At 70.0% G+C, this 15,945-nt stretch carries 12 protein-coding genes and 5 tRNA genes; 7 read left to right on the top strand and 10 right to left on the bottom strand.

The window, feature by feature from the left end:
* The first annotated feature begins 486 nt into the window (after window positions 1-486).
* Window positions 487-693: a developmental transcriptional regulator BldC gene (gene bldC, locus ACIQ1J_RS03855; protein WP_003949541.1), complete on the top strand. Its 207-nt coding sequence runs from the start codon at window positions 487-489 to the stop codon at window positions 691-693.
* A 430-nt stretch (window positions 694-1,123) separates the two neighbouring features.
* On the opposite strand, the gene ACIQ1J_RS03850 is transcribed toward bldC, so the two are convergent.
* The 7 genes from ACIQ1J_RS03850 to ACIQ1J_RS03820 all read right to left on the bottom strand — a co-directional run bounded on the left by ACIQ1J_RS03850 (window position 1,124) and on the right by ACIQ1J_RS03820 (window position 8,008).
* A complete protein-coding gene (locus ACIQ1J_RS03850; RefSeq protein ID WP_403553888.1) occupies window positions 1,124-1,318 on the bottom strand; it encodes a DUF6274 family protein in 195 nt (64 codons plus the stop codon).
* Between the two features lie 433 nt (window positions 1,319-1,751).
* Window positions 1,752-1,826: transfer RNA gene (locus tag ACIQ1J_RS03845), tRNA-Asp, on the bottom strand.
* A 105-nt stretch (window positions 1,827-1,931) separates the two neighbouring features.
* Complete coding sequence (gene hrpA, locus ACIQ1J_RS03840) at window positions 1,932-5,891, bottom strand: ATP-dependent RNA helicase HrpA (RefSeq protein ID WP_403553886.1); 3,960 nt, start codon at window positions 5,889-5,891, stop codon at window positions 1,932-1,934.
* Between the two features lie 117 nt (window positions 5,892-6,008).
* Window positions 6,009-6,082 (bottom strand) — tRNA-Phe (locus tag ACIQ1J_RS03835).
* A gap of 24 nt (window positions 6,083-6,106) precedes the next feature.
* A tRNA-Asp gene (locus tag ACIQ1J_RS03830) sits at window positions 6,107-6,181 on the bottom strand.
* 36 nt (window positions 6,182-6,217) lie between these two features.
* Window positions 6,218-6,290 (bottom strand) — tRNA-Glu (locus ACIQ1J_RS03825).
* Window positions 6,291-6,370: 80 nt separating this feature from the next.
* Window positions 6,371-8,008, bottom strand: a complete 1,638-nt coding sequence (locus ACIQ1J_RS03820; RefSeq protein WP_403553884.1) for a metallophosphoesterase — start codon at window positions 8,006-8,008, stop codon at window positions 6,371-6,373.
* 106 nt (window positions 8,009-8,114) lie between these two features.
* On the opposite strand from ACIQ1J_RS03820, the gene ACIQ1J_RS03815 reads away from it, so the two are divergent.
* The 5 genes from ACIQ1J_RS03815 to ACIQ1J_RS03795 all read left to right on the top strand — a co-directional run bounded on the left by ACIQ1J_RS03815 (window position 8,115) and on the right by ACIQ1J_RS03795 (window position 13,579).
* The gene (locus ACIQ1J_RS03815) at window positions 8,115-8,465 is read left to right on the top strand and encodes a metallopeptidase family protein (RefSeq protein ID WP_210962134.1); all 351 of its coding nucleotides are present in this window, start codon (window positions 8,115-8,117) and stop codon (window positions 8,463-8,465) included.
* A 116-nt stretch (window positions 8,466-8,581) separates the two neighbouring features.
* A complete protein-coding gene (locus tag ACIQ1J_RS03810) occupies window positions 8,582-9,142 on the top strand; it encodes a hypothetical protein (protein ID WP_403553882.1) in 561 nt (186 codons plus the stop codon).
* 271 nt (window positions 9,143-9,413) lie between these two features.
* A complete protein-coding gene (locus ACIQ1J_RS03805; RefSeq protein WP_403553880.1) occupies window positions 9,414-11,711 on the top strand; it encodes a DEAD/DEAH box helicase in 2,298 nt (765 codons plus the stop codon).
* A 150-nt stretch (window positions 11,712-11,861) separates the two neighbouring features.
* Window positions 11,862-13,397: an amino acid permease gene (locus tag ACIQ1J_RS03800; RefSeq protein ID WP_403553878.1), complete on the top strand. Its 1,536-nt coding sequence runs from the start codon at window positions 11,862-11,864 to the stop codon at window positions 13,395-13,397.
* A 109-nt stretch (window positions 13,398-13,506) separates the two neighbouring features.
* A tRNA-Lys gene (locus ACIQ1J_RS03795) sits at window positions 13,507-13,579 on the top strand.
* A gap of 111 nt (window positions 13,580-13,690) precedes the next feature.
* On the opposite strand, the gene ACIQ1J_RS03790 is transcribed toward ACIQ1J_RS03795, so the two are convergent.
* The 3 genes from ACIQ1J_RS03790 to ACIQ1J_RS03780 are packed head-to-tail and all read right to left on the bottom strand — an operon-like array spanning window position 13,691 to window position 15,248.
* Window positions 13,691-14,626: a MerR family transcriptional regulator gene (locus ACIQ1J_RS03790; protein WP_403553876.1), complete on the bottom strand. Its 936-nt coding sequence runs from the start codon at window positions 14,624-14,626 to the stop codon at window positions 13,691-13,693.
* Between the two features lie 56 nt (window positions 14,627-14,682).
* Window positions 14,683-14,853, bottom strand: coding sequence for a hypothetical protein (locus ACIQ1J_RS03785; RefSeq protein WP_403553874.1), 171 nt, complete (start codon window positions 14,851-14,853; stop codon window positions 14,683-14,685).
* A gap of 50 nt (window positions 14,854-14,903) precedes the next feature.
* The gene (locus ACIQ1J_RS03780; RefSeq protein WP_403553872.1) at window positions 14,904-15,248 is read right to left on the bottom strand and encodes a hypothetical protein; all 345 of its coding nucleotides are present in this window, start codon (window positions 15,246-15,248) and stop codon (window positions 14,904-14,906) included.
* 389 nt (window positions 15,249-15,637) lie between these two features.
* Between ACIQ1J_RS03780 and ACIQ1J_RS03775 the strand changes: the two genes are divergently transcribed.
* Complete coding sequence (locus ACIQ1J_RS03775) at window positions 15,638-15,943, top strand: hypothetical protein (protein WP_403553870.1); 306 nt, start codon at window positions 15,638-15,640, stop codon at window positions 15,941-15,943.
* The last annotated feature ends 2 nt before the right edge of the window (window positions 15,944-15,945 follow it).

Genomic DNA, 15,945 nt, shown 5'->3' with positions numbered 1-15,945 from the left:
GGGCTGATGTCCTGTCAACAAGGGACGTAGGTCCCGATCCGGGCGTATGCGTCAAGCGTGACGGACCGCACGTACATCACTCTTGCGCCGCTTCCCCCTCCTCATGCCAAAATAGGACAAGGAGCCCGGGGAGGGCTCCTTCCGTCCTGCCGTGATGCACTGTGGGCGGAATCTCCGCATTGCACGCTTTGGGGGGTCTGATGGCAGGTCCGGTGACCCCTGAGCGCCTTGTGACTGATCGTCACAGTGGCGTGACTGTCCGCTATGGCATGGTCCATCGGCTTCCGTCGCTGATGAACACCTGGGAGGGCAATTCCATCGGTTTGGCCGACGCGGCTGGACGGATGGTGTAGTTGTAGTGCCGAGGACAAGCCGTTCGTCCTATAACCGACTCGACTCGCGTCCGCCATTTCGGGCAACGCGGGTCAAGGTGCAGAATTTAGAGGAAAGAACCGAGAAGGTTCGGTTCTCCCGAGGAGGCCGCTCATGACCGCTCGCACCCCTGATGCCGAGCCGCTGCTGACCCCGGCTGAGGTCGCCACCATGTTCCGCGTCGACCCGAAGACGGTCACGCGCTGGGCGAAGGCCGGCAAGCTCACGTCGATCCGCACGCTCGGCGGGCATCGCCGCTACCGCGAAGCCGAGGTCCGCGCTCTGCTCGCGGGCATTCCGCAGCAGCGCAGCGAGGCCTGAACAACTGAATAACCGGGCAAAACGGCAGGTCCCCCAACCCGCCGGGGCGCTCGGAACCACAGCTCCAAACGACGTCGTTCCTGCCCCAACAGGGGTGCGTCGTGGATCGCGCTGGACTCCGCCGGGTCCAGCGCGATCTTTTTTGTGACCGGTCCTGTGCCTGGTGAGGGCCTGCCGGCCGGCTCTGTGAGCGGGCTTGTCGGAGTCTGGGGAGGGGTGTCGGATCGGCTGTGCACGCACCCGGGAAGGTAGTGCAATTGCACATATTAAATTGACTACTTGTAGGGGAGTCGTAAGTGCCACGGTTCGAAAAACTCATGCGGTGACACCCGTCACACGGCGCGATGCTTGTTGGCTCTGGCATATGTGCGCTAGAGGAGCCGTGGGCTCCAGTAGGTCTGCGTGGCAAGGGGGTTGGGGCCGGCGGGGATCACGCGGTGGACGCGCTCCCATCCTCGACGCCCTCTTGACGGCTCGTCGGTGACTGCGGGGCGGGCGAGTCCAACGCCAGCCGCAGCAGCCGGTGGCAGATCGGACAGTGGCGCGTCAGGTGACGGTACGGCGAAGCGGCCGACAGATGCGCGCGGAGCAGGGCCCGCGTCTCGTGCCTGACCGATGCCGCCATACGCCACCTCCGGGGGTCGCACGGAGAACGTGCCCTGTCTTTGGAGTACCGAGCGAATGTGACGCCGTCAAGGCCGTGAGAGGGGCGCTCAGGGCCTTCTGGGGGCGAGGGGGTGGGGCGCGACGAGTGGGAGCACGCGAAGCGGGCCGTACCCGAGAGAGGAGGCCCGCACCCGGCTGCGCCGCGGGCGCGGCCTCCACCTTGGCAGGGTGGCGCGCAGGAGGCGGGATCGAGTGCGTGAATGAAAGAAGTGGGCCCGCACCGATCGGTGCGGGCCCACTCTGCTGCGGTCCTGACGGGATTTGCTGTACCCGATGGCGGCTGCGCCGCGGGCGCGGCCTCCACCTTGACAAGGTGGCGCGCAGGAGGCGGGATCGAGAGGACGAATGAAAGAAGTGGACCCGTACCGATCGGTGCGGGTCCACTTCTGCTGCGGTCCTGACGGGATTTGAACCCGCGGCCTCCACCTTGACAGGGTGGCGAGCACTCCAAACTGCTCCACAGGACCAGGTTTTGCTGCGCTTTCCTGCCCTTGCGCTGCGAGAAGAGACTCTACAGGAGGGCGAGCCCCTGGGCGAACTCACCCTCCGTGCGCACCTGGTCACGGGTTCGGCTACGGTGCGAGCGCGTCGATCGCCTTCACGATCCGCTTGTCGGAGACGGGGTACGCCGTGCCCAGCGCGTGCGCGAAATAGCTGACCCGCAGTTCCTCGATCATCCAGCGGACGTCCAGGACCTGCTGCGGAACCGGCCGCCCCTGCGGCATCTGCTCCAGCAGCCACGCGTACTCGTCGCGCATCTCGTGGACCTTCTCCATCCGGGACGTGTCCCGCTGGACGCCGGTCGGCATCTGCTGCAGCCGCCGGTCGGCGGCGACCAGGTAGCGCATCAGGTCCGGCAGCCGCTTGATCCCCGTCTCCGTGACGAAGCCGGGCTTCACCAGCGCGTCCAACTGCCCGCGCACGTCCTGGAGGTTCGCCAGCAGCGCGGGACTCCGTACGGCCTTCAGGCGGCGCTCACAGGCCTGCCAGGCCGCCAGCACCTGCTGCACCTGCCCCACCGTACGGACGGTCGTGTCGATGATCTCCGCGCGGACCTTGTCGAAGAGCTTGCGGTACGACTCCTCGTCCCACGCCGGTCCGCCGAAGTCCGCGATCAGCTTGTCCGCCGCCGCCGTCGCGCAGTCGTCGAACAGGGCCTGGATCGAACCGTGCGGATTCGCGGACAGGTTCAGCTTCTGCTGGTTGGTCAGCTTTTCGGACGCGAACTTCGCGGGGCTGACCGGGATGTTGCGCAGGATCAGCCGGCGCGTGCCCTTCCACATCGCCTGCGCCTGCTCGGCCTCGGTGTCGAAGAGACGTACGGAGACGGTGTTCGCCGTCGGTCCGTCGTCGACCAGCGCCGGATACGCCCGCACGGGCTGACCCGCCCGACGCGTCTCGAAGACCCGGGAGAGCGTGCCGATCGTCCAGTCCGTCAGTCCGGTGCGCTCCAGGGACTCGCCGCCACTGCGCTCGGCGGTGGCCGCCGCGGCCTGGGAGAGGGCCTTGCGCGCCTTCGGCTTCAGACGGAGCTTCAGTGCCTCCAGATCCTTGTCCTCGGCCAGCTTGCGGCGCCGCTCGTCGACGATCCGGAAAGTGATCTTCAGGTGGTCGGGGACCCTCGACCAGTCGAAGTCCTCCGCGTCGAACGGCACTCCCACCATGCGCTTCAGTTCCCGCGCCATGGTCACCGTCAGCGGCTCCTGGAGCGGCACGGCCCGGTCGAGGAACGCCTGCGCGTAGTTCGGCGCCGGGACGTAGTTGCGGCGGATCGGCTTGGGCAGGGACCGGATCAGCTCCGTGACGACCTGCTCCCGCAGACCCGGGATCTGCCAGTCGAAGCCCTCATCCGTGACCTGGTTGAGCACCTGGAGCGGAACGTGGACGGTCACGCCGTCGGCGTCCGCGCCGGGCTCGAACTGGTACGTCACCCGGAACTTCAGCGGCCCCTGGCGCCAGGAGTCCGGGTAGTCGTCCTTGGTGACCGCACCCGCCTTCTCGTTGATGAGCATCTCGCGCTCGAAGTCGAGGAAGTCGGGCTGCTCGTGCCGCTTGTGCTTCCACCACGAGTCGAAGTGCGCACCCGAAACGGCGTTTTCGGGCACCCGCTGGTCGTAGAAGTCGAACAGCGTCTCGTCGTCGACCAGGATGTCCCGGCGCCGGGCGCGGTGCTCCAGCTCCTCGACCTCGGTCAGCAGCCTGCGGTTGTCCGCGAAGAACTTGTGGTGCGTACGCCAGTCGCCCTCGACCAGGGCGTTGCGGATGAACAGTTCACGGCTGACCTCCGGATCGATCCGCCCGTAGTTCACCTTGCGCTGGGCCACGATCGGCACGCCGTACAGCGTGACCTTCTCGTACGCCATGACGGCCGCCTGGTCCTTCTCCCAGTGCGGCTCGCTGTAGGTGCGTTTGAGGAGGTGCCCGGCGAGCGGTTCCACCCACTCGGGCTCGATCTTCGCGTTGACGCGGGCCCAGAGCCGGGAGGTCTCCACCAGCTCGGCGGACATCACGAAACGCGGGGGCTTCTTGAAGAGCGCCGAGCCCGGGAAGATCGCGAACTTGGCGCTGCGCGCGCCCAGGTACTCGTTCTTCGCGCCCTCCTTCACGTCCTTCATGCCGACGTGGGAGAGGAGCCCGGCCAGCAGGGAGACGTGCACGCGGTCGTCGGGAGCGGCGTTGTCCTCGTCGTTGAGATGGAGGCCCATCTGCTTGGCGACCGTACGCAGCTGCGTGTAGATGTCCTGCCACTCCCGGATGCGCAGGAAGTTGAGGTACTCCTGCTTGCACATCCGGCGGAAGGACGACGAGCCCCGCTCCTTCTGCTGCTCGCGGACGTACCGCCAGAGGTTGAGGAAGGCCAGGAAGTCGCTGGTCTCGTCCTTGAAGCGGGCGTGCTGCTGGTCGGCCTGGGCCTGTTTCTCCGCCGGGCGCTCCCGCGGGTCCTGGATGGAGAGCGCCGCCGCTATGACCATGACCTCGCGGACACAGCCGTTCTTGTCGGCCTCCAGGACCATCCGCGCCAGCCGCGGGTCCACGGGCAGCTGGGCCAGCTTGCGGCCGGTGTCCGTCAGCCGCTTGCGTACGTCCTTCTGCCCGGGGTCGAGTGCGCCCAGCTCCTGGAGGAGCTGTACACCGTCGCGGATGTTGCGGTGGTCCGGCGGATCGATGAAGGGGAACTTCTCGATGTCGCCGAGGCCGGCCGCGGTCATCTGAAGGATGACGGAGGCGAGGTTCGTACGGAGGATCTCCGCGTCCGTGAACTCCGGGCGCGCGTCGAAGTCGTCCTCGGAGTACAGCCGGACGCAGATACCGTCGCTGGTCCGCCCGCAGCGGCCCTTGCGCTGGTTGGCGCTGGCCTGCGAGATCGGCTCGATCGGCAGCCGCTGCACCTTGGTGCGGTGGCTGTACCGGGAGATCCGGGCGAATCCGGGGTCGATGACGTACTTGATGCCCGGGACGGTCAGCGAGGTCTCGGCGACGTTGGTCGCCAGAACGATCCTGCGCCCGGTGTGCTGCTGGAACACCCGGTGCTGCTCGGCGTGCGACAGCCGGGCGTACAACGGCAGCACCTCAGTGAATCTGTACTTCTTCTTCTCCAGCGCGTCGGCCGTGTCCCGGATCTCCCGCTCACCGGAGAGGAAGACGAGGATGTCGCCCTTGCCCTCGCCCATCAGCTCCTCGACGGCGTCGGTGATTGCCGTGATCTGGTCGCGGTCGGCGTCGTCGCCCTCTTCTTCGAGGAGCGGCCGGTACCGCACCTCCACCGGATACGTCCGCCCGCTGACCTCGATGATCGGGGCGTCGCCGAAGTGCCGGGAGAAGCGCTCGGGGTCGATGGTCGCCGAGGTGATGACGACCTTGAGGTCCGGCCGCTTCGGCAGCAGCTGGGCGAGGTAGCCCAGCAGGAAGTCGATGTTGAGGGACCGCTCGTGCGCCTCGTCGATGATGATCGTGTCGTAGGCGCGCAGCTCGCGGTCGGTCTGGATCTCGGCGAGCAGGATGCCGTCCGTCATCAGCTTGATGAAGGTGGCGTCCGGGTTCACCTGGTCGGTGAACCGCACCTTCCAGCCGACGGCCTCACCGAGCGGGGTGTCCAGCTCGTCCGCCACCCGCTCGGCGACGGTGCGGGCGGCGATCCGCCGCGGCTGGGTGTGCCCGATCATGCCGCGGACACCGCGGCCCAGTTCGACACAGATCTTCGGGATCTGGGTGGTCTTCCCGGACCCTGTCTCACCGGCGACGATGACGACCTGGTGATCCCGGATGGCCTCCGCGATCACGTCCTTCTTCTGGCTGACGGGCAGCTGCTCGGGGTAGCTGACGGCGGGCACGCGGGCCCGGCGCTCACCGATGCGCAGCTCGGCCTTGGCCACCTCGGCCTCGATCTCGGCGAGAACGGTGGCGCGGGCCTCCGGCTTACGGATCTTCCGCGCACCCTCGAGCCTGCGGCCGAGCCGGTGCGCGTCGCGCAGGGACAGCTCGGTCAGCCGGGGGGCGAGGGTGCCGAGGGCGGGGGCGGGGTGCGTAGACATACGGGTCCCAGGATCTCATCCCCGTGAATTTCGTGGCGAACGATTTCTGTCCGGCCGCGCCGACCGTCCCTCGCGCAACACAAAACCCCCGTCGATGATCTCGACGGGGGTTGCATGTGGCTGGGGCCGGGGTCGAACCGGCGACCTATCGCTTTTCAGGCGATCGCTCGTACCAACTGAGCTACCCAGCCGCGAGGTTTCACGTGAAACCTCAGCGGTCCTGACGGGATTTGAACCCGCGGCCTCCACCTTGACAGGGTGGCGAGCACTCCAAACTGCTCCACAGGACCAAGCTCGTGTACGACAGTGTCGCACACCGTACTGCGTGCCCCCAACGGGATTCGAACCCGTGCTACCGCCTTGAAAGGGCGGCGTCCTAGGCCGCTAGACGATGAGGGCTATCGGCCCGCCTGGGCGCTTCTCAGCGCGTCGGGGACGTGAGAAGCATATGGGATGGCGGGAGGTATCGCCAAAACGGTTTACGGAGGGGTCGGGGTCGGGCCGGTCGGGGACGGCCCCGTGCCGGACGGGGACGGGCTCGTGCCGGACGGGGACGGGCTCGTGCCGGACGGGGACGGGGTCGCGCCCGGCTGGTTCTCCTTGGGGAGGTGGCGGCTGACCTCGGCCGTCGTCAGACCCAGGCCGCCCAGCTTGATCTCGTCCCAGGCCTGGAGGCGCCGGTTGTCCCGGTCGAAATAGAGGATCGACGCCTGGATCGGGTCGGGGTGCTTGCCCTCGACCGCGCGCAGGCCGCTGCCGCCGGTGGAGCCCTCGATGCGCAGGCGGGTGCCGTACTTCATGAGCTCCATGTCCTCGCGGTGGACGTGACCGGCGAGGACCAGCGGCACCGCGCCGTCGACCTCCCGGGCCGCCGACGGCTCGTGGGCGATGGCGACGTCCACGGGGGTGCCGGCCGCGCTCTGGTCGCGCAGGGCCGAGGCCAGGCGCGCGCCGGCCAGTTCCTGGGAGGCCTCGGCACCGTCCGCCTTGGAGCGGTCGGGGGTGAACTGCGGGTCGCCGATGCCGGCGAAGCGCAGGCCCGCGACGGTGCGGGCCCGGCCGTCGTCCAGGACGTGCACGTTCTTGAGGCCCTGCAGATACTCCTGGGTGACGCGGGAGTCGTGGTTGCCGCGGACCCAGACGTAGGGGGCGCCGAGGTCCTCGACGGGGTCCAGGAAGCCGTTCTCCGCGGCTGTGCCGTGGTCCATCGTGTCGCCGGAGTCGACGATCACGTTCACCTTGTACTGCTCCACCAGCGAGGCGATGATCTTCCAGCTCGCCGGGTTCAGGTGGATGTCCGACACGTGCAGGACGCGGATCGTGGTCGGGTCCGGCTGGTAGGCGGGGAGCGTGGAGGTGACGTCGTAGAGCTTGGTCACGTTCGTCACCAGGCGGGCCAGCTCCTTCTGGTAGACGTCGAACTCGGTGACGATGCTGCGCGCGTTGCCGACGAGGGAGGGCGCGGAGGAGAGCAGCCCGGAGAACCTCGGCTCCAGGACGGAGTCGGGGTTCCAGGTGGCGTACGCGGTGCCGCCGGAGGCGACCAGGAGGGTGAGGGCGAGGCCGCCGGCCGCGAGGGCGCGCCGGGGGCGCCGGTAGACGGCGAGGCCGAGGGCGGTGGCGCCGGTGACGACGGCGACGCAGGAGCGGACGGCGAGGTCGAGGGTGCCGTGTTCGACGTCCCGGGCGACCTCGTCCTGGAGGCCGGAGAGGCGTTCGGGGTGGTCGACGAGTGCCTGGGCGCGGCCGGGGTCGAGCTGGTCGACGTTGACGTCGAGGCGGACCGGGGCGATGTGGCTGTCGAGCTGGAGGGCGCCCAGCGGTGAGACGTTGATCTTCGTGCCGCCGGTGACGGACGGGCGCAGGGTCATCGTCGTGTTCATGGGGCCGACGGGGACGCGGACGTCGCCCACGACGAGCAGGCCCAGCCAGGCGCCGAGCAGGACGACGGCGACCAGGCCGACGGCGCGGGTCCAGGGGCGCGACCGGGGGGCGAGTTCGACCGCCGGGGACGTCCGGCGGGCGTGGTGGCGGCGGATGAGGGCGCGCGGGGCGTTGCGGATGGGGATCATCACCTCGGCCAGGACGTGCGGGACTGCGGCTCGGACGCGGGCCATTGGTCCCGTATGCCCATGGCCCGGGGCGGGTATGCGGGGAGGGCTGTGTCGACGGTCGGCGCCGGCGGCTGTGTCGTATGCCACGGTCGTACCCGACAATGGGCCTGTGCTGGAGATGACGCGCGAGGAGTTCGAGGAACTGGTCGCCGAGGCCCTGGACCGGATCCCGCCGGAGTTGACGCGGCTGATGGACAACGTGGCGGTGTTCGTCGAGGACGAACCGCCGACGGACGATCCTGAGCTGCTCGGGCTGTACGAGGGGACACCGCTGACCGAACGCGGGGAGTGGTACGCGGGCGTGCTGCCGGACCGGATCACCATCTACCGGGGGCCGACGCTGCGGTTCTGCGATACGCGGGAGGACGTCGTCGCGGAGACGGAGGTGACGGTGGTCCACGAGATCGCGCACCACTTCGGGATCGACGACGCGCGGCTGCACGCGCTCGGGTACGGGTGACGCGCTCGGGTACAGGTGACGCGCTCGGGTCAAGGTCCGCCGCTCGTGGCGCGTGTCCTCTTGTGGGTGACGGGAGTTGGGCACGACGACTCCTTGACCCCCGGAGGTGGCCGCCCGTGCGCCCCTTGTACGTTCCCGTCCGTCTGGCCGCCACGGTCGTGGCCGTCGCCGCCGCCACCGGCTGCATGAGCGTCGGCGACGACGCGCCCGGCGGGGGCGCCAGGCCGTCGCAGTCCGCCGGGGAGCGGGGCGGCGGGGCACCCGACGGCGGCCCCGCGGCGACGGGCGGGAACGCCGGGTACGACGCGGCGGCCGCCGACGAGGACCGGGGGCGCGGCAAGGGGAAGAAGGGCAAGGACGACGGCAAGGGCAAGGGCGAGGGCAAGGACGAGAAGGAGGGCGGCAAGGGGGAGGACGCCACCCCTTCGAACCCGCCGCCCGACCGCCCGACCGGGGCACCACCGGCCAAGGGCGGGGGCGACGGGCCGGCGCCCACCCGTACGCCGCCCGCGGAGCCCAGCCGGACGGTCGAGCCGCAGCCGACGCCGCCCCCGGAGCCGCCCGCCTCACCGACGCCGGAGCCGACGGTGGCGGAGCCGTCCTCGTCGGCGCACGAGCCTCCGGGGACGCAGCTGGCGCAGCGGGAGCCGGCTCCCGAGGCCGGGGCTCCGGTGTAGGGCGAGCGGGCTCGCCCGAGGGCTCCGGCGCGGGGTGACAGCCCGGCTGAGCTGGGCAAGTGCTACTCGGTTTGCCTTCGGGGGTGGGGGGTGCGTATGGTGGTAGATCGTTTGATCCCATTTGCCCGGCGCCACCGCAGAGCGCGCCGTGTGGCGCGTACTCTCTCCCTTGCCGTGGTGGACCGCATTGAGGCGGTCGTATTGCGAATCGCGATTCACGGAGTTGACGGGCGCGTGCCGACTGAGAGACTCCGGAAGGTTTCGCATTCGCATGTCCATCATCAGTACTGATCACGTCGTCGTGCCCGAGAACGCCGACACCCCCGACATCACCGAGACGGTCGAGGAGACCGGGACCGAGGCCGTCGAGGCCGCTCCCGAGGTCACCTTCGCCGAACTGGGTCTGCCCGAGGGCGTCGTGCGCAAGCTCGCGCAGAACGGCGTGACCACCCCCTTCCCGATCCAGGCCGCGACCATCCCGGACGCCCTGGCCGGCAAGGACATCCTCGGCCGCGGCCGCACCGGCTCCGGCAAGACCCTCTCCTTCGGTCTGCCGGCCCTGGCCACGCTGTCCGGCGGCCGCACCGAGAAGCACAAGCCGCGCGCCGTCATCCTGACGCCGACCCGCGAGCTGGCCATGCAGGTGGCCGACGCGCTCCAGCCGTACGGCGACGTCCTCGGCCTGAAGATGAAGGTCGTCTGCGGCGGTACCTCCATGGGCAACCAGATCTACGCCCTTGAGCGCGGCGTGGACCTCCTGGTCGCCACCCCGGGCCGACTGCGCGACATCATCAAGCGCGGCGCCTGCTCCCTGGAGAACGTACAGATCGCCGTCCTCGACGAGGCCGACCAGATGTCCGACCTGGGCTTCATGCCCGAGGTCACCGAGCTGCTCGACCAGGTGCCGGCGGGCGGCCAGCGCATGCTCTTCTCGGCCACGATGGAGAACGAGATCTCCACGCTGGTCAAGCGCTACCTGACCGACCCGGTCACGCACGAGGTCGACAGCGCCCAGGGCAACGTGACGACCATGTCGCACCACATCCTCGTGGTGAAGCCCAAGGACAAGGCGCCGGTCACCGCCGCGATCGCCTCCCGCAAGGGCCGCACGATCATCTTCGTCCGCACCCAGCTCGGCGCCGACCGCATCGCCGAGCAGCTCTGCGATGCCGGTGTGAAGGCCGACGCGCTGCACGGCGGCATGACGCAGGGCGCGCGCACCCGGGTGCTGGAGGACTTCAAGAAGGGCTACGTCAACGCCCTCGTCGCCACCGACGTCGCCGCCCGCGGCATCCACGTCGACGGCATCGACCTGGTCCTGAACGTCGACCCGGCCGGCGACCACAAGGACTACCTGCACCGCGCCGGCCGTACGGCGCGCGCGGGCCGTACCGGCACCGTCGTCTCCCTCTCCCTGCCGCACCAGCGGCGCCAGATCTTCCGGCTGATGGAGGACGCGGGCGTCGACGCCACGCGCCACATCATCCAGGGCGGCGCGGCCTTCGAGCCGGAGGTCGCCGAGATCACCGGCGCCCGGTCGATGACCGAGGTCCAGGCCGAGTCCGCGGGCAACGCGGCGCAGCAGGCCGAGCGCGAGGTCGCCCAGCTCAACAAGGAGCTGGAGCGGGCCCAGCGGCGTGCGACCGAGCTGCGCGAGGAGGCCGACCGGTTGGTCGCGCGGGTCGCGCGGGAGCGCGGCGAGGACCCGGAGGCGGTGCTGGCCGAGGTGGCCGCCGCCGCGTCCGACGCGCAGGCCGAGGTCTCGCTGCCCGAGCAGCCGGGCGCGCGGGACGTGGAGAAGGTGGAGAAGGCCGAGCGGAGCGGCGGCAACGGCCGGGACCGCTTCGCCGACCGCGGCGACCGTTCGTACGACCGCAATGACCGTGGCGGCGACCGTGGTGGGCGTTCGTTCGACCGTCGTGACGACCGCGGCGGTGACCGTGGTGGCTTCCGTCGTGATGACCGCAATGACCGTGGCGGCGACCGTGGTGGGCGTTCGTTCGACCGTCGTGACGAGCGCGGTGGTGACCGTGGCGGCTTCCGTCGTGACGACCGCGGTGGTGACCGTGGTGGCTTCCGTCGTGATGACCGCAATGACCGTGGCGGCGACCGTGGTGGGCGTTCGTTCGACCGTCGCGACGACCGCGGTGGCTTCCGTCGTGATGACCGCAATGACCGTGGCGGCGACCGTGGTGGCCGTTCGTTCGACCGTCGTGACGACCGCGGCGGCGACCGTGGCGGCTTCCGCCGTGACGACCGCGGCGAGCGCGGTGGACACCGTGGCAGCGACCGTCCGTTCAACCGTGACCGTCAGGGCGACCGTCCCGGCAGCGACCGTCCGTTCAACCGTGACCGTCAGGGCGACCGTCCCGGCAGCGACCGTCCGTTCAACCGTGACCGTCAGGGCGACCGTCCCGGCAGCGACCGTCCGTTCAACCGCGACCGTCAGGGCGACCGCCCCGGCTTCCGCTCCGGCGGCCACGACCGTCCGTTCGGCCGCCGCGACGACCACCGGGGTTCCTCCTTCGGCCGCCGTGACGACAAGCCGCGCTGGAAGCGCAACGGCTGACGGTAGACGGCTCACGCCTGACTGGCTGACCGTCTGAACGCGCCGTGGCCTCCACCCCGCCGGGTGGAGGCCACGGCGCGTTTTTGACGGACTGTTCCCCGGTCGGCGAGTGACGCATGTCACGCCCGCCACAAGGGAATTGCTGGGGGCATGACAGATGACGCCAAGGCGAGTGGGCTGTCGGACGAGGAACGGCTGGCCCAACTCGGCTACACCCAGGTTCTGGCCCGCCGCATGTCGGCGTTCTCCAACTACGCGGTCTCCTTCACCATCATCTCGGTCCTCTCGGGTTGCCTGACCCTCTATCTCTTCGGCATGAACACGGGCGGTCCCGCCGTCATCACGTGGGGCTGGGTCGCCGTCGGCCTGATGACCCTCTTCGTCGGCCTGGCGATGGCCGAGATCTGCTCGGCGTACCCGACCTCGGCGGGCCTGTACTTCTGGGCCCACCGCCTCGCACCGCGCCGTACGGCCGCCGCCTGGGCTTGGTTCACGGGCTGGTTCAACGTGCTGGGCCAGGTCGCGGTGACCGCCGGCATCGACTTCGGCGCCGCGTCCTTCCTGGGCGCCTACCTGAACCTCCAGTTCGGCTTCGAGGTCACGCCGGGCCGCACGATCCTCCTCTTCGCCGCGATCCTCGTCCTCCACGGCCTCCTGAACACCTTCGGCGTCCGCATCGTCGGCCTCCTCAACAGCATCAGCGTCTGGTGGCACGTCGCCGGCGTCGCGGTCATCGTCGGCGCGCTGACCTTCGCCCCCGACCAGCACCAGTCGGCGTCCTTCGTCTTCGGCGAGTTCGTCAACAACACCGGCTGGGGCAGCGGCGTCTACGTCGTCCTCATCGGCCTCCTCATGGCTCAGTACACCTTCACCGGCTACGACGCCTCCGCCCACATGACCGAGGAGACGCACGACGCGTCCACGGCCGGCCCGAAGGGCATCGTCCGCGCCATCTGGACATCCTGGATCGCCGGCTTCGTCCTCCTCCTCGGCTTCACCTTCGCCATCCAGTCCTACGAGGGCGCCCTCACCTCCCCCACGGGGGCGCCGCCCGCCCAGATCCTGCTCGACGCCCTCGGCGCGACCGCCGGGAAGCTGCTCCTCCTCGTCGTCATCGGAGCGCAGCTCTTCTGCGGGATGGCGTCGGTGACGGCCAACAGCCGCATGATCTACGCCTTCTCCCGCGACGGCGCGCTGCCCTACTCCCACGTCTGGCACACGGTCAACCCGCGCACCCGCACGCCGGTCGCGGCGGTCTGGCTGGCGGCACTGGCCGCGCTGGTCCTCGGCCTGCCCTACCTGATCAACGTCACGGCGTACGCGGCGGTGACGTCGATCGCCGTCATCGGCCTCTACATCGCGTACGTCATCCCGACCCTGCTGCGCGTCCGCAGGGGCGCCGCCTTCGAACGCGGGCCCTGGCACCTGGGCCGCTGGTCGCAGGCGGTGGGCGTGGTGGCGGTGGCGTGGGTCGGCGTCATCACGGTCCTGTTCATGCTGCCGCAGGTCTCGCCGGTCACCTGGGAGACCTTCAACTACGCGCCGATCGCCGTCCTGGTCGTCCTCGGCTTCGCCGCGACCTGGTGGCTGGCCTCGGCCCGCCACTGGTTCCTCAACCCCGACCACGAACGCACCAGGGCCCGCGTGGCCGCCCGCGCGAACGCCCCCGAGCCGGTGGATCCGTAACCACCGCCCCCCACGCCACCGGCGCGACGCGGCCGTGACCCCGATACCCGATCGGCGTCCCGGCCGCGTCGGGCTATGCTCGGTGTGGCAACATCACGCAACACGCCCCGGGCCCTTAGCTCAATTGGCAGAGCAGTGGACTTTTAATCCATTGGTTGTGGGTTCGAGTCCCACAGGGCCTACGGTTCGCAGGCGGGCGCACGCCCTCTGACCTGCTGCACGGCGCCCGGGTCGGCTTCGGCCGACCCGGGCGCCGACTCGTTCCCGGGCTCGTGTGTGAGCGAAAGCGCCCCTTACCGGCGGCGAAGGGCCCTGACCATCCATGGCTGGAAGGGAAGGTGCGCGGGAACCACCTGCCAGTCGTTGACTATCCAGGCCAGGCGCCAGTAGCGCTCGACGAGCGGGTCGTGTCCCGCCTCGAACTGCCGGGCCATCCACTCCCGCAGTTCGGTGCCGTCAGGGCGGCCGAGGGTGGCGGCGAAGCGCTCCACGACGGCGTCGACGAACGGGACGGCATCGTCACCGTCCGGGTCGATGTCCGCGGCCCTCGCGGCGGCGACGGTCTGTCTGACGAAGGGGATGAGCTCCGCCACCGCCTCGGGAGCCGCCCCCGGCAGGGCGTCCGCGTCGGCGGGCGGGAGCGCCGCATGGGCCATGCGCGCGCGGAAGCCGTCGTCGGCGACGAGTTCGGCGATCTCCACCCATGCGGCGAGCTGGGCGTCGGACGGAAGGTCGGGGAGCTCGGGCAACGCGGTGCGCAGGGCGGCGGCAGCACCGTGGGTGTGGGGGGTGTCGGTGCCGAGGCCGGCGATGAAGTCGGTCACCATGCGCCGTCGTTCGTCGGAGGTGAGGCGGGTGAGGCGGTGCATGAGAACTGTCTCCTCGGGGCTCGAGCCGCGCTGGGCGACGAGACGCAGCATGCTGTGCCGCATGCGCAGCACGCGGATCTGGAGGGCGGTGGCGTCGGCGTGCGCGGCGGCGACCTCGGCGACGGGGAGGTCACCGTCCAGGACGCGGCGGACGGTGGCGAGGTCGACGTCCAGCTCCCGCAGGACGCCGATGAGGTGGAGTCGGCTCAGGGCCGCGTCGCTGTAGCGGCGATAGCCGGCCGGGGTGCGGTGCGTGGGTGGCAGCAGGCCGGTGTCCGAGTAGAACCGGATCGTCCGTACCGGCACGCCGGTGCGGGCGGACAGGTCACCGATCGAGTACGGGGGCGTCGCACCGTTCATGACGCACACTCTCCGGTCTCCAGCCACTGGAGAGTCAAGCCGCGGTACGGGAGGCGTCAGGCCGGCAGCGCTGTCCGCGGTTCCTCCCGCGTTGCTTCCCGCGCCACGTTGCGGGCCGCTCCGGCGAACGCCTCCACCGCACCGGTGTCGTTCCCGGCCCGCCACACCGGGGAGCCGCTGAAGGGACTGTTCCTCGCGGAGCTGAAGGCCCGGGAAGCAGCGGCCATCAGCTGGCGGGACGGGACTGACGCGTTGCCGAGAGACCGCAGCGGGGAGCTCAGGACAGACGGCGTCCCAGCTCCGCCGACTGCCGGTTGTACCCCTTGGTGTCCCACCACTCCTCCAGCAGCGCACGCACCAGGTGCACGAGTTGCCGGAGGCGGGCGGGGTCCGGGGCCGCCGAGTCGAGGACGTCCGTGAAGGAACTGTCCTCCCAGGGCAGGGTGACGGTCCAGCGTTCATCCGGCCGCCCCGGCTGCTCGACCGTGACGTCGTACGTCAACAGGGCGTGGCCCCCGGGGCGGCGGTCGACGGACAGGCCGGCGATGCCGAACCGCACACTGCCGTCGCCTGTGGTGTAGGGCCCGGCCAGTGCCCGCTCGGCCGGTGTCTGCGCCGTCATGGGTACCCCTTCACGTCTGCGGTCGAGAGCGCGGGCTGTACCGGCCCGGTGCTCAGCCGGTGTTCAGCACGTGGCGGCTGCCGACTGGATTACCTAGTACGCCGTCAGCAGGTCGTTGGTTCCCGGCCGGAGTGCCCCGCCTCCGGGCTGGGTAGCCGGGGCGGGGTCCCGAGGCCGAAGCAGTAGCGGTGCGTGAACCGTCCGGCGTCGGGCTGCCCGACCGCGAGTCGCCGCTTCGAGCGCGCTCGTTCCCGGGCTGTGTTGCGTTACGGGGCACCGACCATGCAGTGTCGTGTCCCCAGTCCGCGTCGATCGTGCGCGGGCCGCCGTGCGGTGCGGTACCAGCGGTGCAGCCCGGCGGCTCGCCGAGTCGGAGAACGGGGATACGGGTGGGCAAGTCGGACCTGACGGTCGACATCACGCTGCTCAAGGCGTCGGAGAAGCAGCTCCGCTCCATTCAGGGTGAGTTCGAGGGGATCGACAACTGGAAGAAGGAGCTGCGGGCCGTCGTCGGGGCGGAACGCATGGTCAAGGCGATGTCGACCTTCGTCGACAACTGGGACCGGCACCGCAATGAGCTGGTCGAGGAGATCGGCGAGGTCGGCGGCTGGGTCGGCTCGGCCCGCAAGGCCTTCGAGGACCTCGACCGCGACCTGGCGAACCAGGTCAAACAGAAGAAGGCGAAGGAGAAGTAGAG

Origin of the sequence: Streptomyces sp. NPDC097107 (assembly GCF_044762405.1) — a bacterium.
In the GTDB taxonomy this organism is placed as follows: domain Bacteria; phylum Actinomycetota; class Actinomycetes; order Streptomycetales; family Streptomycetaceae; genus Streptomyces; species Streptomyces thinghirensis.
Note: the sequence above shows the minus strand (reverse complement) of the source record. Positions and strands in the feature narration are given on the sequence as shown.

Bases quoted from the DNA above. Each gene is read 5' to 3' on its own strand.
- bldC (WP_003949541.1), top strand. From the start codon at position 487: ATGACCGCTCGCACCCCTGATGCCGAGCCGCTGCTGACCCCGGCTGAG.
- ACIQ1J_RS03850 (WP_403553888.1), bottom strand. From the start codon at position 1,318: ATGGCGGCATCGGTCAGGCACGAGACGCGGGCCCTGCTCCGCGCGCAT.
- hrpA (WP_403553886.1), bottom strand. From the start codon at position 5,891: ATGTCTACGCACCCCGCCCCCGCCCTCGGCACCCTCGCCCCCCGGCTG.
- ACIQ1J_RS03820 (WP_403553884.1), bottom strand. From the start codon at position 8,008: ATGGCCCGCGTCCGAGCCGCAGTCCCGCACGTCCTGGCCGAGGTGATG.
- ACIQ1J_RS03805 (WP_403553880.1), top strand. From the start codon at position 9,414: ATGTCCATCATCAGTACTGATCACGTCGTCGTGCCCGAGAACGCCGAC.
- ACIQ1J_RS03800 (WP_403553878.1), top strand. From the start codon at position 11,862: ATGACAGATGACGCCAAGGCGAGTGGGCTGTCGGACGAGGAACGGCTG.
- ACIQ1J_RS03790 (WP_403553876.1), bottom strand. From the start codon at position 14,626: ATGAACGGTGCGACGCCCCCGTACTCGATCGGTGACCTGTCCGCCCGC.
- ACIQ1J_RS03785 (WP_403553874.1), bottom strand. From the start codon at position 14,853: ATGGCCGCTGCTTCCCGGGCCTTCAGCTCCGCGAGGAACAGTCCCTTC.
- ACIQ1J_RS03780 (WP_403553872.1), bottom strand. From the start codon at position 15,248: ATGACGGCGCAGACACCGGCCGAGCGGGCACTGGCCGGGCCCTACACC.